The organism is Eggerthella timonensis, from assembly GCF_900184265.1.
GTDB classification, from domain to species: domain Bacteria; phylum Actinomycetota; class Coriobacteriia; order Coriobacteriales; family Eggerthellaceae; genus Eggerthella; species Eggerthella timonensis.
The window spans coordinates 2,564,483-2,585,933 of record NZ_FXXA01000002.1 but is presented as its reverse complement, the minus strand read 5'-3'; the positions used below and the strand labels follow the sequence as shown (position 1 = coordinate 2,585,933).

Here is a 21,451-nt window from a genome sequence, read left to right as displayed (position 1 = left end):
TAAGGCGGTACGGAGAGACCGACAAGGCACGCAGCGCACCTTTCCGCATTTTCCAGCACTCCGTCGAGGGACGGGGTGCTTTTTTATACGCGCGCGCTGCACACACGGAAGGATGGAAGCTTGAGCGAGATATCGAAGCGGCTGATGAAGGGAACGTCGAAGCCCGCCGGGGCACCGGCGGCCCTCGTGCTCGAGGACGGTGCCGTGTTCCGCGGCACGTCGTGCGCGGCGGCGGGGGAGGTGTTCGGAGAGATATGCTTCAACACGTCGCTCGAGGGCTACCTCGAGGTGATCTCCGACCCGTCGTACGCGGGCCAGATCGTCACGATGACCTACCCTCAGATCGGCAACTACGGCGTGAACGGGGACGACGCGCAGTCCGACGAGCCCGCCTTGCGCGGGCTCGTCGTGCGCGATATGTGCACGACGCCGTCGAACTGGCGCAGCGCGCAGAGCCTGCCCGACTACCTGCGCGCGCACGGCGTGGTGGCCGTCGAGGGCGTTGACACCCGCGCGCTCGTGCGCCACGTGCGCGACCGCGGCGCGCAGCGCGCCGTGCTGTCCACCGTCGACGTCGACGAGGCCAGCCTCCTCGCCAAGGTGCGCGGGAGCGCGTCCATCGTCGGGCAGAACCTCGCGGCCGCGGTGTCGTGCCCGCGTCCGTACCGCTTCGCGGCCGACCGGCTGCCGGCCTCCCAGGCGTTCGCGCTCGCCGCGCCGCCCGAGCCGCGGTTCAAGGTTGCGGCCTACGACTGCGGCGCGAAGCGCTCCATCCTCGAGAACCTCGTGCGCGCCGGCTGCGACGTGACCTGCGTGCCGTGGGACGCCCCGGCCGCCGACGTGCTGGCGATGCGTCCCGACGGCGTGTTCCTGTCGAACGGCCCGGGCGACCCCGAAGCTGTCGAGGGCACGTTCGCCCAGGTGGAGCAGCTTTTGGGCAAGGTGCCCGTGTTCGGCATCTGCCTGGGGCACCAGATGATCGCCAAGGCGGCGGGCGCGGACATCGAGAAGCTCAAGTTCGGCCACCGCGGCGGCAACCACCCCGTCATGAACCTGCGCACGCGCCGCGTGGAGATCACCGCGCAGAACCACGGCTTCGGCCTCGTGTTCCCCAGCCTCGGCGCGCTCGTGCCGGAGCTGTCGGACGGCGTCGCCGCGCACGAGGACGACCTGCGCTGCTGGGCGCGCCGCGGCGTCGCCCCCGTCGTCGAGAACGCGCGCTTCGGGCGCATCCAGCTCACGCACGTGAACCTCAACGACGGCACGGCCGAGGGCGTCGCGTTCCTCGACGTCCCCGCGTTCTCCGTGCAGTACCATCCCGAGGCCTCGCCGGGCCCCACCGACGCCCACTATCTGTTCACGGCGTTCGCCCGGTTGATGGAGGGCCGCGCCGACTACCTCGACATCGACATCGCCGAGGACCGCCTGGCCGGCTGGTCGTTTGCGGGAACAGGGAAGCAGGGTTTTCGTGACGGATCTCAGCGCCTTGAAGGTTCTGCGGCCGACGAGCTAAGCGGCCTTGAGGCCGTGTGCGAACGGCGGCAGGTTCTGAATGGCGCTGAGCCCGCCACGGGAAGCCTTCAATCAGGAGAGGAAGACTAATGCCTAAGCGCACCGACATCGACACCATCCTCGTCATCGGCAGCGGCCCCATCGTCATCGGGCAGGCGTGCGAGTTCGACTACTCGGGCGCGCAGGCGTGCAAGGTGCTCAAGACGTGCGGCTACCGCGTGGTGCTCGTGAACAGCAACCCCGCCACCATCATGACCGACCCGGGGCTGGCCGACCGCACCTACGTCGAGCCCATCACCGTCGAGTTCGTCGAGCAGGTCATCGCGAAGGAGCGCCCCGACGCGCTGCTGCCCACGCTGGGCGGCCAGACCGGCCTCAACACGGCCGTCGAGCTCGCGCGCGCCGGCATCCTGGACAGGTACGGCGTGGAGATGATCGGCTGCGACCTCGAGGCCATCGAGCGCGGCGAGGACCGGAAGCTCTTCAACGACTGCATGGAGAGCTTGGGCATCGAGACGGCTCGAAGCGGCTACGCCTACTCGCTGGCCGATGCCGAGGCCATCGTGGCCGAGCTCGGCTACCCCGTGGTGCTGCGCCCCTCGTTCACGCTGGGCGGCGCGGGCGGCGGCATCGCGCACGATGCGCGCGAGCTCATGGAGATCGTGGGCCAGGGCTTGGAGCTGTCGCCGGCCGGCGAGGTGCTCGTCGAGGAGAGCATCGAGGGCTGGAAGGAGTACGAGATGGAGGTCATGCGCGACCGCGCCGGCAACGGCATCATCGTGTGCTCCATCGAGAACTTCGATGCCATGGGCGTGCATACGGGCGACTCCATCACGGTGGCGCCCGCGCAGACGCTCTCCGACGTGGAGTACCAGCGCATGCGCGCGGCGTCGCTCGCCATCCTGGAGAAGATCGGCGTGGAGACGGGCGGCTCCAACGTGCAGTTCGCCGTCAACCCCGACGACGGGCGCATGATCGTGATCGAGATGAACCCCCGCGTGTCGCGCTCATCGGCGCTCGCGTCGAAGGCCACCGGGTTCCCCATCGCGAAGGCGGCGGCGAAGCTGGCCGTGGGCTACACGCTCGACGAGATCGTGAACGACATCACGAAGGCCACGCCCGCCTGCTTCGAGCCGTCCATCGACTACTGCGTGGTGAAGGTGCCGCGCTTCGCGTTCGAGAAGTTCCAGGGCACCGACGACACGCTGTCCACGCGCATGAAGGCCGTGGGCGAGGTCATGGCCATCGGCCGAACGTTCGAGGAGGCGCTCGGCAAGGCAATGCGCTCGCTCGAGAACGGCCGCGCGGGCCTGGGCGGCGACGGCAAGGGGCTCGAAGCCGCCGCGAGCGACGAGGAGCTCGAGGACCTCGTGGCGCGTCCCACGGCCGAACGCGTCTTCTACCTCGCCGAGGCGCTGCGCCGCGGCTGGACGGTGAAGCGCGCGAGCGCGGTCAGCCGCGTGGACCCCTTCTTCGTCGCGCGCATGGCCGACATCGTCGCCGTGCAGGAGAACCTGCGCGGCATGGCGCTCGACGAGCTCGACGCCGACGCGTTCCGCCTGCTCAAGCGCATGGGCCTATCAGACGCGCAGATCGCCCACCTCACGGGATCCGACGAGCTCACCGTGCGCACGTGCCGCAAGCTGCTCCACGTGGTGCCGGCGTTCAAGACCGTGGACACCTGCGCAGCCGAGTTCCCCAGCGCGACGGCCTACCACTACAAGACCTACGACGCGGACGAGACGGAGGTCGCGCCGAAGACGCGGCGGCGCGCCATGATCCTGGGTGCTGGGCCGAACCGCATCGGCCAGGGCATCGAGTTCGACTACTGCTGCGTGCACGCGAGCTACGCGCTCGCCGAGGCGGGTTTCGAGACCATCATGGTGAACTGCAACCCCGAGACGGTGTCCACCGACTACGACACGTCCGACAAGCTGTACTTCGAGCCGCTCACGTTCGAGGACGTCATGGACGTCGTGGACGTCGAGCAGCCCGACGGCGTGGTCGTCACCCTCGGCGGGCAGACGCCGCTCAAGCTGGCAAACGCCCTGGCGGAGGCCGGCGTGCCCATCATGGGAACCTCGCCCGAGGCCATCGACCTGGCCGAGGATCGCGATCGCTTCGCCGCCATCCTCGACGAGCTGGGCGTAACCTACCCCGCCGCCGGCATGGCCTCCACGTACCAAGAGGCGTGCGTCGTGGCCGATCGGATCGGCTTCCCGCTGCTCGTGCGCCCCAGCTACGTGCTGGGCGGGCGCGGCATGGGCATCGTCTACGACGGCGCCCAGCTGGAGAAGCACCTGGCGGAGGCCGCGAAGATCTCGCCCGACCACCCGGTGTACCTCGACCGCTTCCTCGAAGGCGCGGTGGAGGTGGACCTCGATGCGCTGTGCGATGGCGAGCAAGTATATGTGGGCGGCGTGCTCGAGCACATCGAGATGGCCGGCATCCACTCGGGCGACTCGGCCTGCTGCACGCCGCCGTTCGCGCTGTCCGAGGCCGTGCAGGACCGTCTGCGCGCCATCGCGCGCCGCTTGGCGCTGCGCCTGGGCGTGGTGGGGCTCATCAACATCCAGTTCGCCATCAAAGACCAGGTCGTCTACATCATCGAGGCGAACCCGCGCGCCAGCCGCACGGTGCCTTTCGCCTCGAAGGCCACGGGCGTTCCGCTGGCGAAGGCGGCCGCGCGTATCATGGCGGGGGAGAAGCTGGCCGACTTGGGCCTGCCCGCAGACGACCGTCGGCTCGAGCACTTCAGCGTGAAGGAGGCCGTCATGCCCTTCGGCCGCTTCCCCGGCGCCGACACGGTGCTCGGCCCCGAGATGAAGTCGACCGGCGAGGTCATGGGCATCGCCCGCAACTTCCCGGCGGCGTTCGCGAAGACCCAGCTGGCCATCAGCTACGCGCTGCCCGAGGGCGGCACGGTGTTCATCAGCGTGTGCGACCGCGACAAGCGCGCCATCGTGCCCATCGCCCGCGACATCGCGCGTTTGGGCTTCCGCATCGTGGCAACGGGCGGCACGGCACGTGCGCTGCGGGCGGCTGGCGTCGAGTGCGAGCAGGTCAAGAAGATCCACGAGGGCGAGGACAACGTGCGCGACATGATCGCCGCGGGTGACGTCTCGCTCATGATCAACACGCCGTTCGGCCACGCCACGCGCTCCGACGGATACGAGCTGCGCCTCGAGGCCGTGAAGCACGGGGTGACCCACGTCACGAACCTCGCCGGCGCCCAGGCCATGGTGGCCGGCATGGAGATGGCCCGCCTCGGCGGCCTCACGGCCGTGGCTCTCCAGGACCTCCCGCAGTGGGAGCCCGTGGGGTAGAGGGGCGTTGGGTGTTGCGCTGCGATCGACCTTCGTGCGGCACCTCGTTCTCTTGCGGGGGCGAGGTGCCGTTTTTGGCAACGGTTCGGTGGATAAGGTAGAATGAGCCTATACTGCTCGTCAAGGAGGTGCGCTCGTGTCCGATACCGATATTCTCAGCCTCGATGGTCTTTCGGGCATCGTGCGGCCCATCATCGACAGGCACCGTGTAGATAAAGCCGTGGTGTTCGGGTCGTACGCTCGAGGTACGGCGACCCCCGAGTCCGACATCGATATGGTCGTCTACGGCGGTGACGGTTTTCAGGCGAGATCGGTGTTTGCGATCGCCGAGGAGCTTCACGAGGCGTCCGGCAAGCGCGTAGACGTGTACGAACGTCGTGAGATACAAGAGGGCAGTCCTTTGCTGCAGGCGATCGAAGAAGAGGGGGTTGCCCTGTGATCGCGGAGGCGACCGAAGGAAGCTCGCGCGAATTCTCGAAGTGGCTGCGCAGATCGACGATTGCGTTCGTCGCAACGAGATCACCGAGGATCGCGTGCTCGAAGACCGCGACACGCAGTGGATGCTTTCGATGCCGTTGGCCGAGATCGGCGAACAGACACACGCGCTCTCGCGGGAATTCAAAGACGCCCACCCTGATGGCGAGTGGAGCTACGTGAGCGGCATGCGCCATCGCCTTGTGCATAACTACGAGGGCGTCAGCTTCGAATACATTGCGGAAGCGATTTTTCGAGATTTGGGCGTGTTTGCCGATCGTATCCGAGCTATCCTGGAAGCCGAGTCCGCGTGATGCGTTTCTACGACGCGCCATCCGCTTCGGCGGCACGGCTCTGAGCCCATGGCCCGCGCCGCCGTGCATTCCCGGGGATGCGCTCGGCGCGCACGCGCGCTTTCTCGCGCTCGTCGAAGTCCAAGGCGGCGTAGCGCGCGTAGCCGTCGAACCGGTACGCGTCCGCCGCGAAGACGTACGCGGACGGGCCGCCCGGCAGCTCCAGGTGAGCAGCGGGCGCTTTCATTCCCGTCACCTCTCCCTGTGTCGATCCTGCGCGGATGCTATGATTGTCGCCGGCTGGGGGCAGTCGCGGAAAGCACGTACAATTCCGTGCCCTGGAAGCGAGCATCGAAAGGGGAGACCGTGGAAACGGAAGCAGGCCGAGCCCTTGAGCCCTCTCTGGAGGCGCTCGTCTCGTGGGCCGGGAATCGCATGCGGGAAGACGTCGAGGTGCGCAGGCTCGCACCTCACGACGACAGGGCGGCGGTGGCGCAGGTGTACGTGAGCACGTGGCGGGAGGCGTATGCGGGCATCGTAGAGCAGGAGTACCTCGATGCGCTGTCGCCGAGCGCATGGGCCGCGTCGCTCGAGGACCACGCGGATTGCACCTGGGTGGCGTGTGCGGGCGGCGAGGTGGCGGGCGTGTGCACGTACGGGCCGTCGCGCGATGGGGCGCTTGCGGGATGGGGCGAGATCGTGTCGCTGTACGTGCTGCCCGAACGCGGAGGATGCGGCCTCGGGTCGCGTTTGCTGGACGCCGCGCTCGATGCGCTGGCGGCCGAGGGATTCGAGCGCGCTTACCTCTGGGTGCTCGAGGAGAACCGCGGCGCCCGTGCCTTCTACGAGCGCCGCGGGTTCGCGCCGAACGGCGATGTCGCCGAGGTCGAGGTAGGCGGAAGCGCCGTGTGCGAGGTCAGGTACGTGCGCGACCTCACTCGTCGATCATGAGCTGCCAGGGCACGCCGAAGCGGTCGGTCACCATGCCGTACAACGGGCTCCAGAACGTCGTCTGCAGTTCCATGTCCACCGTTCCGCCCGCTTTGAGCCGGTCGAAGGCGCGGCTCACGTCGGCGTCCTTCTTCAGGCTCACCACGGGGCTGATGTTGTTTCCCTGCGTGAACGGCATGCCGCTCGGCACGTCGCTGAACATGACGTTCGTGCCGCCGATCATCATGCTGCAGTACATGATCTTGTCGCGATCATCCTCGGAGACGACATAGGTTGGGTCGGGCGGCATCTCGCTGAACGTCATGAGCCCTTGCACTTCCGAATCGAACACGTGCGCGTAGAAGTCGACGGCCTGGCGGCAGTTCCCGTCGAAGTTGATGAACAATGAGAATCCCATGATGAAAGCTCCTTTCAAGCGGTTGCGACGCCCTCCATGCTCGCGGGCGCGCGCCGCGGCGCAGCGGAGTTTTCAGGGTTGTGGCAGGATCGTCACCGAACGAACGCCGCGAGGCCGCATTCGAAAGGGTGGTCGGGGAAGCGCACCTCGCTGCCGGGCTTGAAGCGCAGCATCTTGAGCGCGATGACCAAGCCGCCCCCTCCTCGAGGATCATGAGCAGCCCGACGGCCAGCACTGCCGCGGATCCGCTCGCGTACGCCGCGATCACGAGGAGCGGGCCCAGCACCACGGTGGGAGCGAGCGCGTCCACGACGTAGGCGCGCTTCGACAGGGGCTCGTCGCACGTGCAGTACGGCGTCAGGTACTGCCAGATCACGCCGAACGAGACCGATTTCCATCCGCCCTTCGCGCATGCGCTCCACGCGATGCCGTGGATGAGCTCGTGGAGCACGACGAGCGCGAAGAACGCGGCCAGCACGAGCAGCGTGCCGACGAGGTCGAACGAGAAGCTGAGGGTCGGATGCAGCAGGAAGAACCCCGCGCCCAGCACGACGGCGAGGGGGAGCCCCAGCACGAGGGCCTGGACGTTGGCCGACACCACGCTGAGGGTCAGCGGCTGCGTGCGGAACCCTTGCGCCTCGAAATCGGCCTTCGCCCGCTCGAACGCTTCCTTGCGGGCCAGCTCGGCTTTCGTCAGCTTGCGCTCCTGGTCGGCCATGCCGCCTCCTTACGCCTTCGGGGGTTTCGGGGACTTGGGGGACTTCGGCGGCTTGGCCGATCCGCGCTTGACGGAAAGATCGAGCCCGGCGAGGGCGTCGTAGGCGGCTTGCGCCGCAGCCTGTGCCCGGACGGCGTCGAGGCCGCGCTCGTCGACGACGGCGCGCACGGCGGCAGCGTAGTCGCGTCGGCAGCGCTCGTTGAGCTCGGTCCAGTTCACCTGCGCGAACCCGTCGGCCACGGCGCGGTCGAGCGGCAGGCGGCCTTGCTCCATGAGCACGGCGATGACGGGGTAGCCCGCATAGCCCTGCCAGTACGTGGCGTTGTCGTTCGAGGAGTACGTCGAGCCGTCCTCGCTCCAGGCGACCGTGTAGGTCTTCGCGCCGTTCGACGAGGCGACGGTCGCCTGCCGCTCGTCGGGGCGCAGCGTCACGCGGCCGTCGGCGACGGCGCTCAGGGCCTCGTACACTTTCTCGATAGGCGGCAGCTTCTCCACGGAACTCCTTCGGTCGCGGTGCGTCATGCTCTCAGGGGCAGCATGATACCAGATGATAGAATGGCACGACGAACGTCGATGCAACCGCCGAAGAAGGAGCGCCCGTGACGCTGTACGAGGACCTGCACGAGCTGATGAGAACGCCCGAGCTGTACGAACGTACCGGCGCGGCGTTCTGGGACGACGAGCATATCTCGCGCGGCATGCTGGCGGCGCATCTCGATTCCGCGTTCGAGGGTGCCAGCCGCAGCTTCGCGTTCATGGACCGCTCCGTCGACTGGATACGCGCCACGGCGCCTCCGGCGACGCATCCGCGCTTGCTCGACCTGGGCTGCGGGCCCGGGCTGTACGCCGAGCGCTTCGCGCGCGCGGGCTACGCGGTGACGGGCGTCGACCTCTCGCCGCGCTCGCTCGGCCATGCGCGGGGCTCCGCGGACGAGCAGGGCCTCGCCATCGACTACCGATGCCGGAATTACCTTGAGCTCGATCTGGACGGGACCTTCGACATCGCCGTCATGATCTACTGCGACTACGGCGCGCTGTCGACCGACGAGCGCCGCGTCGCGCTGCGCCGTGTCCGCGAGCGTTTGCGGCCGGGCGGCGCGCTCGTGCTCGACGTGTTCTCGCAGCGCAAGCTCGAGGTCTTCGAGGAGCGCACGACGTGGGAGGAGCACCCTGCAGGCGGGTTCTGGAACCCGGGCCCGCACCTCGAGGTGCAGCGATGCGTCCGCTTCTCCGACGCCGTGTCGCTCGAGCAGATCGCGGTGATCGCGCCCGAAGGCGCGACGACCTATCATCTGTGGAACACGTACTTCACGCCCGCGACGCTCTCGGCAGAGCTCGAGGCGGCCGGTTTCGAGGTGGCGGAGCTGGTCGGCGACGCGGCGGGCGCGCCCTTCGACGACGCGAGCCCGACGATCTGCGCGGTCGCTCGCAAGTCTGCGACCAGCGAGGATGGGCGATGACACGAAACGTGTCTTGCCGGAGCGCCGCGGCTCCGCCATCTTGGGAGCCTGAAAGGGGGCGCGTCCTGTGGATTTCGGAGAGAAGCTGAAAGCGCTGCGCACCGAGCGCGGCCTGACCCAGGAACAGCTTGCCGCCAAGCTGTACGTGTCGCGCACGGCCGTGTCGAAGTGGGAGACGGGCGGCGGCTCGCCCAACCTCGACTCGCTGCAGGCAGTCGCGCGCCTGTTCGACGTGTCGGTGGACGATCTCCTGTCCACCGACGACCTCATCGTGCTCGCCCGCGACGAGCGCCGCTCGTCGGCGCGCAGCGGCGGCATGCTGTCGTTCGGCCTGCTCGACATGATGGCCGTCGTGTTCGCGTTCCTGCCGCTGTACGGCGTGGACGACGGCTCGTTCGTGCGCATGGCGAACCTGGTCGAGTACGGCGTATCCGTGGATTTCGGCGTGTCGTTCGCCGTCATGGCGGCGGCCATCGTCTCGCTCGTGCTCGTGGGCGCGGTGGAGGTCGCGCTGGCCGTCGCGGGTCCGCGCCGTGCGGCGCGCGTCGTCGGCCTCGTCGGGTTCACGGTGCAAGCGGTCGCCGTCGATCTGTTCGTTTCCACCATGCAGCCCTACGCAACCACGCTCGCGTTCGCGCTGTTTCTGGCGAAGGCCGTCGTCGGCTACCGTATCCTGCGCTCGTAATCCCTGGTCGTCGGCGGAGGCACGCACCGTGTCGCCCGCGCGACGCATCGTGGCTTGCCGCCGGGCGGCGCGCATCGTTTCATGGAGGCTCGGCGGGGCCCGCAAGGACCCCGCGACATCCGTGAGACGAAAGGACGGCTCGATGGAAACGACCCTGATGGCCGCGTGGCTGAACGATGCGTTCGCCGCGTTCGATACGACGATCTTGGGGGCGCTGCACGCGCTCGCAGAATGCGGGGGCTTCGCGCTCACGCCGCTGTTCGAGGCGGTGAGCTTCGTGGGCGAGAAGGGCGCGTGCTTCTTCGCGCTGGCCCTCGTGCTCATGGCGTTCAAGCGCACGCGACGTGCAGGGGCGGTCATGTTCGTCGCCATCTGCCTGGGTGCGCTCGCCACCAACATCGTGCTCAAGGACCTCGTTGCGCGGCCGCGGCCGTTCGAGTCGTCCACGCTCTTTCTCGACTGGTGGCGCTTCGCCGGCGCCGCGCCCGAGGACGGGTTCTCGTTCCCCTCCGGGCACATGACCGCGGCCTCGGCGGCGATGGTGGCGCTCATGCTGGCATGCCGAACCTGGAAGACGGTGCTGGGCGGCTCGCTCGTCATGCTGGTCATGGGCGCGGCGCGCTGCTACCTCGTGGCGCACTATCCCTCCGACGTGCTGGCCGGCTTCCTCGTGGGCGCGCTCGCGGCCGTCGCGGCGTGGCTGCTCGTATCGCTTGCGTTCCGCTGGTGCGAGGAGCGTCGAGCCGCGCGTCCTCGCCACGCCTGCGCTCCCGTGCGCCGCCGGCGGTAGCCTCGCCGTTCGCGCCTTCCGCCGCGCCAGCGGGCGCATCCGCGCCCCTGGCGTGCACATTCCTTGCATTTTGGCTTGTCAGCCGTGCGTCCCGCGCGCAGATGATACAATCGACGGCCGAGAGACGAAAACGCGCGGCGCCGCTCGCGAGGGCGGCGGCGAGGAGTGAAAGGCAGGAACGTGGCACTCGTCAACGAACGGGCGCGCATGCGGGATAACGCGTGCGTGGGCCCGAACCTCTACCTCATGACGCTCGAGGCGCCCGCCATCGCGGCGTCCATCGAGCCGGGGCAGTTCGTGCACATGAAGGTGCCGGGCATGGAGGCGCACATCCTGCGCCGCCCGTTCTCGGTGTACGCGCGCGACGCCCGCGCGGGAACGCTCGAGATCCTCTACCAGGCGGTCGGTTTCGGAAGCGCGCACATGACGGCGCTGGCTGCCGACGGGCCGCTGGCCGGCGACGTCGAGCTCGTCGGGCCAGTGGGCCGCACGTGGCAGCCGGCGCCCGACGCGCGCCGCGCGCTCCTTGTGGGCGGCGGCGTGGGCGCGGCGCCGCTGTTCATGCTGGCCGAATCGCTCGTGGGGGCCGGCGTGCGCACGGACGTCGTGCTGGGCGCGCAGACCGAGGGCGCCCTCACGTGCCGCGCGCGCTACGAGGCCCTGCTCGAGTCTCCGCCGCGCTGCGCCACCGACGACGGCAGCTTCGGCCGCGAGGGCTTCTGCACCTCGCTCGTCGCCGAGGCGCTCGCCGAGGCGGATGCGGCGGGCGAGCCGTACGACTACCTGGCCGTATGCGGCCCGGAGCCCCTCATGAAGATCGTCGCCGGCATGGCGGCCGAGGCGGGCGTGCCCTGCGAGGTGTCCCTCGAGAAGCGCATGGCATGCGGCGTCGGAGCCTGCCTGTCATGCGTGGTGGACACGGTGGACGGCAAGCAGCGGGCGTGCGTCGACGGCCCCGTGTTCGATGCGCGGAAGGTGGTGTGGTAGATGGCCGGGATCGAGAACGCGCTGCCGCTCACGACGGCGCCCACCAGCGTCAAGATGGCCGTGAATCTGGGCGGCCTCAAGATGAAGAACCCCGTGACCGTGGCGTCGGGCACGTTCGCCGCCGGGCGCGAGTACGGCGACTTCGTGGACGTGGCCAGTCTGGGCGCCGTCACGACGAAGGGCGTGTCGCTCGCCGGCTGGGAGGGCAACGCCAGCCCCCGCATCGCCGAGACGCCCTCGGGCATGCTCAACTCCATCGGGCTGCAGAACCCCGGCGTCGCGCACCTGAAGGAATGCGACCTGCCGTGGCTCGAGGAGCGCGACGCGACGGTCATCGTGAACGTGTCGGGCCACAGCTTCGACGAGTACGTGCAGGTGATCGAGGCGCTCGAGGACGCGCCGGTGGACGCCTACGAGGTGAACATCTCGTGCCCGAACGTGGATGCGGGCGGCATGACCATCGGCACGTGCGCGGACAGCGTGGAGGCCGTGGTGGCGCGCTGCCGCGCCGCCACGAAGCGGCCGCTCATCGTGAAGCTCACCCCCAACGTCACCGACGTCGCCGAGATCGCGCGCGCCGCAGTCGCCGCCGGCGCCGACGCGCTGTCGCTCATCAACACGCTTCTGGGCATGGCCATCGACGCCGAGCGCCGCCGCCCGCAGCTCGCGCGCGGCGTGGGCGGGCTGTCGGGCCCCGCCGTCAAACCCGTGGCGCTGCGCATGGTGTGGGAGGTCCATCAGGCTGTCGACGTGCCCATCTTGGGCATGGGCGGCATCTCGTGCGCAACCGACGCGGTGGAGTTCATGCTGGCCGGAGCCACGGCGGTGGCCGTCGGCACCGCGAATTTCGTGAATCCGCACGCCACGGTTGAAATCATCGACGGAATAGCGCAGTATTGCGAAAGGCACGGCATCGACGACGTGCGGCAACTGATAGGAGCTTTGGAATGGTGAGTTCGTTCGAAGGGGTGCCCGCGCGCGACCGCGTGATCGTGGCGCTCGACTGCGGCATCGAGGAGGCCTTCGACCTCGCGGACCAGCTGCAAGGCAAGGCGACGTGGATGAAGGTGGGCATGACGCTGTTCTACGCGAACGGCCCGGCCATCGTGTACGCGCTCAAGGAACGCGGCTTCAAGGTGTTCCTCGACCTTAAGTTCCACGACATCCCGCACCAGGTGGAGGGCGCCGCGTACGCCGCCGCCGGCAGCGGGGCCGACATGCTGACCATGCACACGGTGGGCGGCGTCGACATGATGGCGGCGGCCCAGAAGGGCGCGGAGCGCGCGGCGGCCGAGTACGGCCACGACGTGCCGGCAACTCTCGGCATCACGGTGCTCACCAGCATGAACGACGCAGCGTTGGCCGAGACGGGCGTGAGCCGCGCCATGGCCGACCAGGTGGTCGTGCTGGCCGAGCAGGCGAAGCGCGCGGGCATCTCGGGCGTGGTCGCCTCGCCGCAGGAGGCCGCGCGCCTGCGCGACATCCTGGGGCCCGACGCCTACATCGTCACGCCGGGCGTGCGCCCTGCGGGCAGCGATCGCGGCGACCAGAGCCGCGTGGCCACGCCAGCGCAGGCGTTCGAGAACGGCGCGTCGCACATCGTCATCGGCCGGCCCATCACGCAGGCGCCCGATCCGGCGGCGGCGTTCGCGGCCATCGTGGCGGAGTTGTAGGCGTTTCGGCGCACTGCGCGTCCGGTCAGGTAAAATGACGGTTAGGCGACGGACTATCGACAAAGGGCGCTTCAGCTTCTAGAATGTGTGACCGCGCGCTGAAATTTTTGGGATTTGTGGTAAAAGACAAGGTGAAGTGGGCGAATGCGTGATAGTATCACGGAATCGCTTTTGGAACAGAAGGAGAGAACACGATGGCTATTCCTCAACTCAGCCCTGAAGAGCGTCAGGCGGCTTTGGAAAAGGCGAAGGCGGCCCGCATCAAGCGCGCCGAGGTTCGCGACGATCTGAAGTCCGGCAAGCTCACGCTCGAGAAGGTTCTTGGAATGAAGAACGACCCGGTTGTGGGCCGCATGAAGGTTTCCACCCTCATCGAGACGCTTCCCGGCTACGGCAAGGCCAAGGCTGAGAAGATCATGAAGGAGCTCCAGATCGCCGAGAGCCGCCGCCTGCGCGGTTTGGGCGAGCGCCAGCAGACCGCCCTGCTGGAGCGCTTGGGCTAATCGCTCCATGCGCCACGGCAATCTGTTCGTCATCTCAGGGCCATCGGGTGCCGGCAAGGGCACGCTGGTGGCCCGACTTGTGCAGGAGGTCCCCGATGCATGGGTGTCTATGTCGGTGACCACCCGCAAGCCGCGCGAGGGCGAGGTGGACGGCGTCCACTACCGCTTCGCGTCTCCCGAGGAATTCCAGCAGCTCGTCGCGAGCGACGGCCTGCTGGAGTGGGCGACGTACGGGGGGAACCGTTACGGCACGCCCCGCGCCACCGTCGAGGAGCACATCGCGCGCGGCGATCAGGTCATCCTGGAGATCGACGTGCAGGGAGGGTTCCAGGTGCGCGACAAGTTTCCGGCGGCGCACCTCGTGTTCATCGAACCGCCTTCGCTCGACGTGCTCGAAGCGCGTCTGCGCGGACGCGGGACCGAGAGCGACGAGGCCGTCGCGACTCGCATGGAAACGGCGCGGGTGGAGCTTTCCCGCAAAATGGAGTATGATATACGGCTGGTAAACGACGATTTGGACGAAGCCGTCAACGCGTTGGTGGGCTACGTCAACGAGCAAGCCGAGAAAATACGAGGTTAACACGCATATGAGCATTATCGAACCGAAGATCGACGTCCTGCTGAACGAGACCGACAACGACCGCTTCCTGCTGTGCGCTCTCGCTTCGAAGCGCGCGCACGACATCAACGACATGATGCGCGGCCAGCGCGATCGCGCCATCCAGCTGCAGACGGCGGTCGAGATCGCCCGCGCCGCCGACAAGAAGCCGCTGTCGCTCGCCTTCAACGAGGTCGCTCGCGGCGAGGTGTCGTACGATCCGAATTCCATCGACGTCAACTACCACTAGGCCGTATCTCGCCGATCGGCCGGAATCGCGTCATTCAGCCGCGCTGGGAACCCCGGCGCGGCTTTGCTGTGTCCGCACCCTGAAAGACAAGGTCGTCCATGACTGAATTCCAACGCATCTGCCTGGTCCACTACCACGAGATCGGGCTCAAGGGCCACAACCGCTCCGCGTTCGAGATGAGGCTGCTCAAGAACCTCGAGGCGCTGCTGGGCCGGTTCCCCGTGGTCACGATCCACCGCATCGCGGGCCGTCTGTGCGTGTTCTTGCGCGAGGGCACCGATTGGGAGACGGCGAAGGAGGCGGCCGACGTCATCGGCAAGGTCCCGGGCGTGGCGCGCGTGTCGTGCGGGTTCAAGTGCGAGCGCGACCTCGACGCCATGACGGAGGCGGCGCTCGCCGCCATGGGCGAGGCAGGCCCGTTCGACACGTTCAAGGTGGCGGCGCGGCGCAACCACACCGATTTCGCCACGGGTTCGATGGACATGAACCAGATCATCGGCTCGGCGCTGTGCGCGGCGTATCCGGACAAGGCCGTGAAAATGAAGAGGCCCGACCTGACCGTGGGCGTCGAGGTGGTGCAGAACGCGGCCTACGTGTACGCGCGCTCGCTGCCGGGCGTGGGCGGCCTGCCGGTGGGCAGCTCGGGGATCGTGATGTGCCTGCTGTCGTCGGGCATCGATTCGCCGGTGGCCACCTGGAAGCTCGCACGGCGCGGCGCGGTGTGCATCGGCGTGCACTTCTCGGGCCGTCCGCAGACCTCCGACGCCAGCGAGTACCTCGTTGACGACATCGCGCAGGTGCTGGAGCGCACGGGTTGCATCGCGCGCGTCTACACGGTGCCGTTCGGCGACTACCAGCGCGAGATCGCGCTGACCGTGCCGCCCGAGCTGCGCGTCATCATGTACCGCCGCCTCATGTTCAAGGTGGCCGAGGAGCTGGGGCGGCGCGAGCGCGCCGGGGCGCTCGTGACGGGCGAGAGCCTGGGGCAGGTGGCCTCGCAGACGCTCGACAACATCCGGTGCACCGACGCGGCGGTGGACATGCCCGTCTTCCGGCCGCTCATCGGCACCGACAAGCTGGAGATCATCGCGGAGGCCGAGCGCCTGGGCTCCTTCGAGATCTCGTCGCAGGACGCGCCCGACTGCTGCACGCTGTTCATGCCGCGCAGCCCCGAGACGCACGCGAAGCTGCCGGACGTGCTCGAGGCCGAATCTCCGCTGCCCATCGAGCGATGGGTGGTCGAGATCGCCGACGCGGCCGAGGTGCGCGATTACGCGTGCCCTGCCTACAAGCCGAAGAAGAAGCGCGCCTCGTAAGCGTTTCGGACATCATGCATTCGCGAGCGCGGCGCCCCGGGTATTCCTCGGGGCGCCGCCTTTTCGCGTCCCGCTCCGGATGTTTCACGTGAAACACCTGTTCGGGTAATCTCTCAGGCGCATGCGGCCGGATGCAAGAACTCCTTTCGCCGTCGGCCGTTCCCCGCCGTTTGCGTTCGTCCAGCGCTCCGACGGGCACGAGGCACAAGGACGACGCCGCAGCTTCGCGGCCGGGCGGGCACCGGGGAGAGGCGGCGTTTCGCTCCCGGCTTTCATGCGAAGCGGAAGCCCGCTGCGGCGGAATGCCGGAGCGAAGCCCTTGTCGGCCCGGATGTTTCACATGAAACATCCGTTCTGTTTCTGCGGTACGCAGCAGGTGATTCGGCAGGGATGATGCGGGGCTCGCCGCGGCGTCGCATTCGCGGGAGATCCGTCGGCACGGCGCGTGGAAACCGCGTCGGATCGCCATCGACGGCGCATGGAATCGGCGCTGGAAACGCGTGGAAGGCGCGCTGGAAAACGGGGCTCGTTTCGCTGGATCTGCGCCATCGCCGCGTGAGACCGGCTCGCTATCATAAAAGGGCGGGTGCGGAAGGACGAGGCGGCAACGGCGATACGAGGGGGCGGCATGGGATTCGTGGACCAGGCGGAATCGTGGCGGGCGAAGGCGCATTTGAGCGGCGTGCGCTTGCCGGTGCTCGTGGGCGTGACGGCGCTCGCGGCGATCGTGCTCGTCGCGGCGGGCGGTGCGCTCATCAAGGCGGGGACGGCGGACGGGTTCTCGCTCGCACGCGAGGAGGGCGCGCTTTCGACCGAGGACGATGCGGAAGAGGAGGCTCCCGCGCCTGCGCCGACGATCGTCGTGCACGTCGGCGGCGCGGTCGCCGATCCGGGCGTGCGCGAGCTCGACGAGGGGTCGCGCGTGCAGGATGCGATCGACGAGGCGGGCGGGTTCGCCGAGGGCGCGGCGCGCGACGGGCTCAACCTTGCGCGGGTGCTTGTCGACGGCGAGCAGATCGTCGTGCCGACGCAGGAGGAGGCGGGCGCCGCTGCGGCGGGATCGGCTGCGGGCGCGTCAGACGGCGGGGAGGGCGCGTCCTCGGTCGGAGGGAAGGTGAACCTCAACCGGGCCACGGCCTCGGAGCTCGACGCGCTGCCGGGCGTGGGGCCGTCGACGGCGGAGAAGATCGTGGCCGACCGCGAGGCGAACGGCCCCTTCCGCACGGTGGAGGATCTCAAGCGCGTTTCCGGCATCGGGGACAAGAAGTTCGCCGATCTGGCCGATCTCGTATGCGTGGGGTGAGCGGGTGCGCCCTTGCGAGCATCGCCTGCGCGTTGGCGCTGTGGCGGCTGCCGGCGCCGCTCGTCTGGGCGGCGCTTTTGGGCGCGTCGCTCGGCGTCGCCTGCGCGGGCGGATGCGCGGCGATGCAGCACGAGGCGCAGCTGCAGGGCGACGGCGCATCGGGGCGATGGCGCTTCGAAGCGGCGGCGGACGGCTCGGAAGGCCTCTACGGCGCGACGTGCTTCGCGCGCGTCGACCTGCCCGGCATCGGGGCGGCGCTCGTGCGGTTGCGCTTCGATGGGGAGGCGCCGCCCCCGCGCTACGGCGACGTGTTCGAGGCCGACGTCGCGCTCTCCGCGCCTTCGGGGACGTCGGCGGCGTACTGCTGGCGGCAGGGAGCGGTGCTCGAAGGGACCGCGCGCGAGGTGGAGCCCTGCGAGCGCGGCGATGTGCTCGGCATGCTCGCAGGGCTGCGGAACCGGGCTATCGACCTCATCGCCGAAGAGGGGTGCGGCGACGGCGGGGCCGTGCTCGCGGCGCTCGTGTGCGGATGGCGCGGCGGGCTCGAGGAAGGCGACGCGTACGCCGCGTACCAGGCCAGCGGCCTCGCCCATCTCGTGGCGGTGTCGGGCGCCCACCTGTCCATCGTCGCCGGGTGCGCCTCGGCGCTGCTGCGGGCCCTGCGCGTTTCCCGCCGCGCGGGGATCGCGTTGCAGGCCGCGCTTCTGCTGTTCTTCCTCGTGCTGGCGGCCGCCCCGCCCTCGGCCGTGCGCGCCGCCGTCATGGCCTTCGCCGGCATGTTCGCGTTCGCGGCGCGCCGCCGTCCGGCGGCGCTCAGCGCGCTCGCTGTGTGCATGGTCGGCTGCATCGCCTCGGGTCCGACCACGGCGCTGTCGGTCTCGTTCGCCCTGTCGGCGCTCTCGACGCTCGGCATCGTGCTGTTCGCCGGGCTCTGCCAGGGATGGATCGCGCGCTGCCTGCCGCGCGTGCCCCGCCTCGCGCGCGAGGCGCTCGCGCTGACGGCCGCCTCGAGCCTCGCGGCCACGCCGCTCGCCGCGTCGCTGTTCTCGCAGCTGCCCCTCGTGGCGCCGCTCGCCAACGTGGCGGCCGCGCCGCTGTTCCCGCTCGTCTGCGCGGGAGGGCTCGCGGCGGTGCTCGGCGCCGTCGCCCTCCCTCCGGCGGCGCCGGCTCTGATAGGGCTCGCCTCGGCAGGCGCGGGCGCGCTCACCGCCGTCGTGCGGGCGCTTGCGGGAATCCCCTACGCCAGCGTGCCCGCAGCCGTGCCGCCCGTCGCCGCGCTCGCGGCGTCGGCACTCTGCGCGGCGGCGCTCTGGCTCGCCTGGCCGCGCCCGAGCCGCCGCTTCGCGTTCGGCGCGGCGACCGCGCTTGTTTGCGCCCTTATCGCCGCCATCGTCGTCGCGCCGCGCCTCGCGGGCGACGAGATCGTCATGCTCGACGTGGGCCAGGGCGACGCCTTCGTCGTGCGCAGCCGCGGGGCGGCCGTCCTCATCGACACAGGCAACCAGGACCGCAAGCTGCGCGAGGCGCTCGCCCGCCACGGCGTGTACCGCCTCGACGCGGTGGTGATCACCCACGGCGACGACGACCACATGGGCTCGCTCGCCTCGCTCGCGGGCATCGTGGACGTGCGGCGCGTGCTCGTGGCGCAGGATGCGCTCTCGTGCGGCTGCGCGGCATGCGCGGGGCTCGTCGCCGACGCCCGCGCGCTCGCCGGCGACGGGGGAGTGATCGGCCTGCGGCAGGGCGACGTGCTCGAAGCGGGCGCCTTCGCCCTTCGGGTGGTGTGGCCCGAGCGGTTCGTCGACGAGGGCGGCAACGCCGACAGCGTGTGCCTCGTCGCCGACGCCGACCTCGACGGAGACGGCGCGCCCGAGTGGCGCGCGCTGTTCACCGGCGACGCCGAGCGCGACCAGCTGCGCGCGCTCATCGACGCGGGCCTCGTGGGCTCCGTCGACCTCTACAAGGTGGGGCACCACGGGTCCAAGAACGCACTCGACGACGAGGAGGCGGCCGTCCTCGCGCCGCGCATCGCGCTCGTCAGCGTGGGCGCGGGCAACCGCTACGGCCATCCCGCCGACGAGACGCTCGATCGGCTGGGCGCGGCGGGCGCGCGCATCTGCCGCACCGACGAGCAGGGAGATGTTTCATGCAAATTGACCGACGATGGGATCGACGTCCGGACGCTGCGCTAGAATGGGGGCATGGCTACTCAAAAGAAACAAGAAGCACCGCTGCTGCCCGTCTACCTCGTCGTGGGCGAGGACGCGCTCAAGCGCGACACCGTGATGAAGCGTCTGCGCGCTCGGTTGTCGGCGATGGGCGACCTGTCGTTCAACGCCGACGAGTTCACCGGCGAGACCGCGCTCGGCGGCGACATCGTCACGGCCTGCAACACCGTGCCGTTCGCGAGTCCCGTGCGCCTCGTCGAGGTGCGCGCGGCCGACAAGCTGAAGAAGGCCGACGCCGAGCAGCTCGTGAGCTACCTCGCCGCGCCGAACGAGACCACCGTGCTCGCGCTCGTCGCCGAGAAGCTGGCGAAGAACACGCGCTTGTACAAGGCGGTGGCCGCGCACGGCAAGACGGCCGTCATCGACTGCACGCCGCTCAAGCGCTACGAGCTGCCCAAGACGGTGCGCTCGATGGCCGTGGGCCACGGCGTCACGCTCACCGAGGGCGCGGCCATGAAGCTCGTGGACCTCGTGGGCGAGGACACGGTGCACCTCGACAGCGAGATCAAGAAGATCACGCTCGCGCATCGCGGCACCGATGCCGTGAACGAGCACGAGATCGTCGAGATGGTCAGCCGCACGGCCGAGGTGAAGCCCTGGGAGTTCGTCGACGCCTTCGCGGCGCGCGACGTGCGCAAGTGCCTGCTGTATCTGGGCCGCATGGACTCGGTTTCGCCCCATGCGTTGCTCGCCATGTGCACCTCGCGCTTGCGCGAGCTCGTCTGCGCGCGCTCCATGGCCGACCGCGGCAACCCCCGCGGCGTGGCCGCCGCCCTCAAGGCGCCCGATTGGCGCGTGAAGAACCATGTGAACTGGGCGCGCGGCTTCACCGCCGCCGAGCTGCGCCGCGCCATCATCGCATCGCGCGACACGGAGCGGGCCATGAAGAGCGGCGCCGACCCTCGAAGCGCCTTCCTCGACTGGGTGCTGCACGTGACCGCGCGGGGGTAGGGCGGCCGACCCCCTCCGGATCCGTCGTCGGCCGAAACCCACGGAATCGGACCGAGCAGCGTATGGTTCGGCCGGCGACGACCGCGCGTCCAGCGCGTCCCGAAACGCGAGAAGGCCCCGGAAATCCGGGGCCTTCTCGCTCTTGATATGCGGACGGATCGCGGAGCGATCGTCGTATGCATCGTCGTTATTCGGCGGCAGCTTCCTCGGCGCCTTCGGCGGCGGCAGCAGCCTCGGCCTTGGCGGCCTCTTCGGCTTCCTTGGCCTTGCGCTTCTGAGCGGCGGCCTCTTCCTTGAGCTGCTTCTCGCGGCGCTTGGCCTTCTCCTTGGAAACGGCTTCCATCTCGGCGACGCGCGCAGCCTTGCGCTCGGCCTTCTTGGAGCCGGTCTTCTGCTCCTTCTTGGCCGGCGCCACGTACGCGGCGCGGTCGGCGTCGGTGGCAACCGTGTTGGCCAGAGCCATGATGCCGCTCTTGCGGTTCGCGGCCTGGTTCTTGTGGATGACGCCCTTCGAGGCGGCCTTGTCCATGAGGCGGCATGCGGCGCACGCGGCGGCGTAGGCCTCGGCACCGTTGCCGGCGGCGACGGCGTCCTTCACGCGACGGGTCGCGGTCTTGAGCTCGCTCTTGACCGCGCGGTTGCGCATGCGGGACTTCTCGTTGGTGATGATGCGCTTCTTCTGGCTTTTGATGTTCGCCATGGGTGATGTTCCTCCAATATGAAAACCTATCGAATACCGTGCGTCTCCGGCGGCGCAAGCGCGCTGCGGTTTCGAGATGCGGTGGCACGGTGACGACGGCCTCGCATGCGGGCCCCGAGGGGCGCGGCGCGCCCGCGCAGGCGGACGGCCTTCGATGCATGGTGAAACAGGCGGGATTTCTCTGTTTCGCGGACCAATCGGTCACCGACACTACGAATCTTAAAGCGCAGCCACGTCTGCAGATCGGCGATGAAACCATCGCGCGAACGTACGTGCCGGATACACAATGCGATAGAATAGCAAACGTTGACCGCTTTTTCACGCACAAATGGAAAA

The 21,451-nt window shown here is 69.0% G+C and carries 23 protein-coding genes; 18 read left to right on the top strand and 5 right to left on the bottom strand.

From position 1 onward, the window contains the following. Positions 1–120: 120 nt before the first annotated feature. The 4 genes from carA (at position 121) to C1A15_RS10820 (ending at position 5,626) form a co-directional block, all read left to right on the top strand. The gene (carA, locus tag C1A15_RS10835) at positions 121–1,602 is read left to right on the top strand and encodes a glutamine-hydrolyzing carbamoyl-phosphate synthase small subunit (RefSeq protein ID WP_245865002.1); all 1,482 of its coding nucleotides are present in this window, start codon (positions 121–123) and stop codon (positions 1,600–1,602) included. After that, positions 1,602–4,838, top strand: a complete 3,237-nt coding sequence (gene carB / locus C1A15_RS10830; RefSeq protein WP_101722581.1) for a carbamoyl-phosphate synthase large subunit — start codon at positions 1,602–1,604, stop codon at positions 4,836–4,838. Before carA ends, carB begins: the two co-directional genes overlap by 1 nt. 136 nt (positions 4,839–4,974) lie before the next feature. Then, positions 4,975–5,277, top strand: a complete 303-nt coding sequence (locus C1A15_RS10825) for a nucleotidyltransferase family protein (RefSeq protein ID WP_101722580.1) — start codon at positions 4,975–4,977, stop codon at positions 5,275–5,277. A gap of 40 nt (positions 5,278–5,317) precedes the next feature. Further along, positions 5,318–5,626: a HepT-like ribonuclease domain-containing protein gene (locus C1A15_RS10820; RefSeq protein WP_180953076.1), complete on the top strand. Its 309-nt coding sequence runs from the start codon at positions 5,318–5,320 to the stop codon at positions 5,624–5,626. Between the two features lie 7 nt (positions 5,627–5,633). On the opposite strand, the gene C1A15_RS17025 is transcribed toward C1A15_RS10820, so the two are convergent. Continuing rightward, positions 5,634–5,852, bottom strand: coding sequence for a hypothetical protein (locus tag C1A15_RS17025; protein ID WP_180953075.1), 219 nt, complete (start codon positions 5,850–5,852; stop codon positions 5,634–5,636). Positions 5,853–5,971: 119 nt separating this feature from the next. Here C1A15_RS17025 and C1A15_RS10815 point away from each other — a divergent pair, with 119 nt between their 5' ends. Beyond that, entirely contained in the window at positions 5,972–6,556 is a 585-nt protein-coding gene (locus tag C1A15_RS10815) for a GNAT family N-acetyltransferase (RefSeq protein WP_180953074.1), read from the top strand. Here C1A15_RS10815 and C1A15_RS10810 read toward each other — a convergent pair. The 3 genes from C1A15_RS10810 to C1A15_RS10800 are packed head-to-tail and all read right to left on the bottom strand — an operon-like array spanning position 6,540 to position 8,166. Then, positions 6,540–6,887, bottom strand: a complete 348-nt coding sequence (locus C1A15_RS10810; RefSeq protein ID WP_245865090.1) for a VOC family protein — start codon at positions 6,885–6,887, stop codon at positions 6,540–6,542. The genes C1A15_RS10815 and C1A15_RS10810 overlap by 17 nt on opposite strands. Next, entirely contained in the window at positions 6,808–7,671 is an 864-nt protein-coding gene (locus C1A15_RS17135; RefSeq protein ID WP_101722576.1) for a DUF3267 domain-containing protein, read from the bottom strand. The genes C1A15_RS10810 and C1A15_RS17135 overlap by 80 nt, the downstream gene beginning before the upstream one ends. A gap of 9 nt (positions 7,672–7,680) precedes the next feature. Beyond that, positions 7,681–8,166, bottom strand: coding sequence for a hypothetical protein (locus C1A15_RS10800; RefSeq protein ID WP_101722575.1), 486 nt, complete (start codon positions 8,164–8,166; stop codon positions 7,681–7,683). A gap of 104 nt (positions 8,167–8,270) precedes the next feature. On the opposite strand from C1A15_RS10800, the gene C1A15_RS10795 reads away from it, so the two are divergent. The 13 genes from C1A15_RS10795 (at position 8,271) to holA (ending at position 20,415) form a co-directional block, all read left to right on the top strand. Then, on the top strand, positions 8,271–9,131 hold the full coding sequence (locus tag C1A15_RS10795) for a class I SAM-dependent methyltransferase (protein WP_219618193.1): 861 nt from the start codon (positions 8,271–8,273) through the stop codon (positions 9,129–9,131). Positions 9,132–9,198: 67 nt separating this feature from the next. After that, positions 9,199–9,816 carry a helix-turn-helix domain-containing protein gene (locus C1A15_RS10790; protein WP_101722574.1) on the top strand — a complete coding sequence of 206 codons (618 nt, stop codon included), beginning with the start codon at positions 9,199–9,201 and terminating at the stop codon, positions 9,814–9,816. 142 nt (positions 9,817–9,958) lie between these two features. Next, the gene (locus tag C1A15_RS10785; RefSeq protein ID WP_101722573.1) at positions 9,959–10,606 is read left to right on the top strand and encodes a phosphatase PAP2 family protein; all 648 of its coding nucleotides are present in this window, start codon (positions 9,959–9,961) and stop codon (positions 10,604–10,606) included. A gap of 180 nt (positions 10,607–10,786) precedes the next feature. Beyond that, complete coding sequence (locus C1A15_RS10780; RefSeq protein ID WP_101722572.1) at positions 10,787–11,593, top strand: dihydroorotate dehydrogenase electron transfer subunit; 807 nt, start codon at positions 10,787–10,789, stop codon at positions 11,591–11,593. Continuing rightward, entirely contained in the window at positions 11,594–12,547 is a 954-nt protein-coding gene (locus tag C1A15_RS10775; protein ID WP_101722571.1) for a dihydroorotate dehydrogenase, read from the top strand. It begins immediately after the preceding gene. Then, the gene (pyrF, locus tag C1A15_RS10770; RefSeq protein WP_101722570.1) at positions 12,541–13,266 is read left to right on the top strand and encodes an orotidine-5'-phosphate decarboxylase; all 726 of its coding nucleotides are present in this window, start codon (positions 12,541–12,543) and stop codon (positions 13,264–13,266) included. The genes C1A15_RS10775 and pyrF overlap by 7 nt, the downstream gene beginning before the upstream one ends. A gap of 194 nt (positions 13,267–13,460) precedes the next feature. Continuing rightward, positions 13,461–13,769, top strand: a complete 309-nt coding sequence (gene mihF, locus C1A15_RS10765) for an integration host factor, actinobacterial type (RefSeq protein ID WP_101722569.1) — start codon at positions 13,461–13,463, stop codon at positions 13,767–13,769. Between the two features lie 7 nt (positions 13,770–13,776). Continuing rightward, on the top strand, positions 13,777–14,349 hold the full coding sequence (gene gmk / locus C1A15_RS10760) for a guanylate kinase (protein ID WP_101722568.1): 573 nt from the start codon (positions 13,777–13,779) through the stop codon (positions 14,347–14,349). A gap of 7 nt (positions 14,350–14,356) precedes the next feature. Continuing rightward, positions 14,357–14,617 carry a DNA-directed RNA polymerase subunit omega gene (locus C1A15_RS10755; RefSeq protein WP_101722567.1) on the top strand — a complete coding sequence of 87 codons (261 nt, stop codon included), beginning with the start codon at positions 14,357–14,359 and terminating at the stop codon, positions 14,615–14,617. Positions 14,618–14,715: 98 nt separating this feature from the next. After that, positions 14,716–15,933 (top strand): tRNA uracil 4-sulfurtransferase ThiI, encoded by a 1,218-nt coding sequence (gene thiI, locus C1A15_RS10750; RefSeq protein WP_101722566.1) that lies wholly within the window; start codon positions 14,716–14,718, stop codon positions 15,931–15,933. Positions 15,934–16,561: 628 nt separating this feature from the next. Next, positions 16,562–17,236, top strand: coding sequence for a ComEA family DNA-binding protein (locus tag C1A15_RS10745; protein ID WP_101722565.1), 675 nt, complete (start codon positions 16,562–16,564; stop codon positions 17,234–17,236). Beyond that, positions 17,224–19,428 carry a ComEC/Rec2 family competence protein gene (locus tag C1A15_RS10740; protein WP_101722564.1) on the top strand — a complete coding sequence of 735 codons (2,205 nt, stop codon included), beginning with the start codon at positions 17,224–17,226 and terminating at the stop codon, positions 19,426–19,428. The genes C1A15_RS10745 and C1A15_RS10740 overlap by 13 nt, the downstream gene beginning before the upstream one ends. Before the next feature lie 9 nt (positions 19,429–19,437). Then, positions 19,438–20,415, top strand: a complete 978-nt coding sequence (gene holA, locus C1A15_RS10735; RefSeq protein WP_101722563.1) for a DNA polymerase III subunit delta — start codon at positions 19,438–19,440, stop codon at positions 20,413–20,415. A gap of 187 nt (positions 20,416–20,602) precedes the next feature. Here holA and rpsT read toward each other — a convergent pair whose 3' ends face one another. Beyond that, complete coding sequence (gene rpsT, locus C1A15_RS10730) at positions 20,603–21,115, bottom strand: 30S ribosomal protein S20 (RefSeq protein WP_101722562.1); 513 nt, start codon at positions 21,113–21,115, stop codon at positions 20,603–20,605. Between the last annotated feature and the right edge of the window lie 336 nt (positions 21,116–21,451).

What these genes read in the sequence shown, in the direction of transcription:
- carB (WP_101722581.1), top strand. Translation starts at nt 1,602, where the DNA reads ATGCCTAAGCGCACCGACATCGACACCATCCTCGTCATCGGCAGCGGC.
- C1A15_RS17025 (WP_180953075.1), bottom strand. Translation starts at nt 5,852, where the DNA reads ATGAAAGCGCCCGCTGCTCACCTGGAGCTGCCGGGCGGCCCGTCCGCG.
- C1A15_RS17135 (WP_101722576.1), bottom strand. Translation starts at nt 7,671, where the DNA reads ATGGCCGACCAGGAGCGCAAGCTGACGAAAGCCGAGCTGGCCCGCAAG.
- C1A15_RS10785 (WP_101722573.1), top strand. Translation starts at nt 9,959, where the DNA reads ATGGAAACGACCCTGATGGCCGCGTGGCTGAACGATGCGTTCGCCGCG.
- C1A15_RS10775 (WP_101722571.1), top strand. Translation starts at nt 11,594, where the DNA reads ATGGCCGGGATCGAGAACGCGCTGCCGCTCACGACGGCGCCCACCAGC.
- pyrF (WP_101722570.1), top strand. Translation starts at nt 12,541, where the DNA reads ATGGTGAGTTCGTTCGAAGGGGTGCCCGCGCGCGACCGCGTGATCGTG.
- mihF (WP_101722569.1), top strand. Translation starts at nt 13,461, where the DNA reads ATGGCTATTCCTCAACTCAGCCCTGAAGAGCGTCAGGCGGCTTTGGAA.
- gmk (WP_101722568.1), top strand. Translation starts at nt 13,777, where the DNA reads ATGCGCCACGGCAATCTGTTCGTCATCTCAGGGCCATCGGGTGCCGGC.
- C1A15_RS10755 (WP_101722567.1), top strand. Translation starts at nt 14,357, where the DNA reads ATGAGCATTATCGAACCGAAGATCGACGTCCTGCTGAACGAGACCGAC.
- thiI (WP_101722566.1), top strand. Translation starts at nt 14,716, where the DNA reads ATGACTGAATTCCAACGCATCTGCCTGGTCCACTACCACGAGATCGGG.
- C1A15_RS10745 (WP_101722565.1), top strand. Translation starts at nt 16,562, where the DNA reads ATGGGATTCGTGGACCAGGCGGAATCGTGGCGGGCGAAGGCGCATTTG.
- C1A15_RS10740 (WP_101722564.1), top strand. Translation starts at nt 17,224, where the DNA reads ATGCGTGGGGTGAGCGGGTGCGCCCTTGCGAGCATCGCCTGCGCGTTG.
- holA (WP_101722563.1), top strand. Translation starts at nt 19,438, where the DNA reads ATGGCTACTCAAAAGAAACAAGAAGCACCGCTGCTGCCCGTCTACCTC.
- rpsT (WP_101722562.1), bottom strand. Translation starts at nt 21,115, where the DNA reads ATGGCGAACATCAAAAGCCAGAAGAAGCGCATCATCACCAACGAGAAG.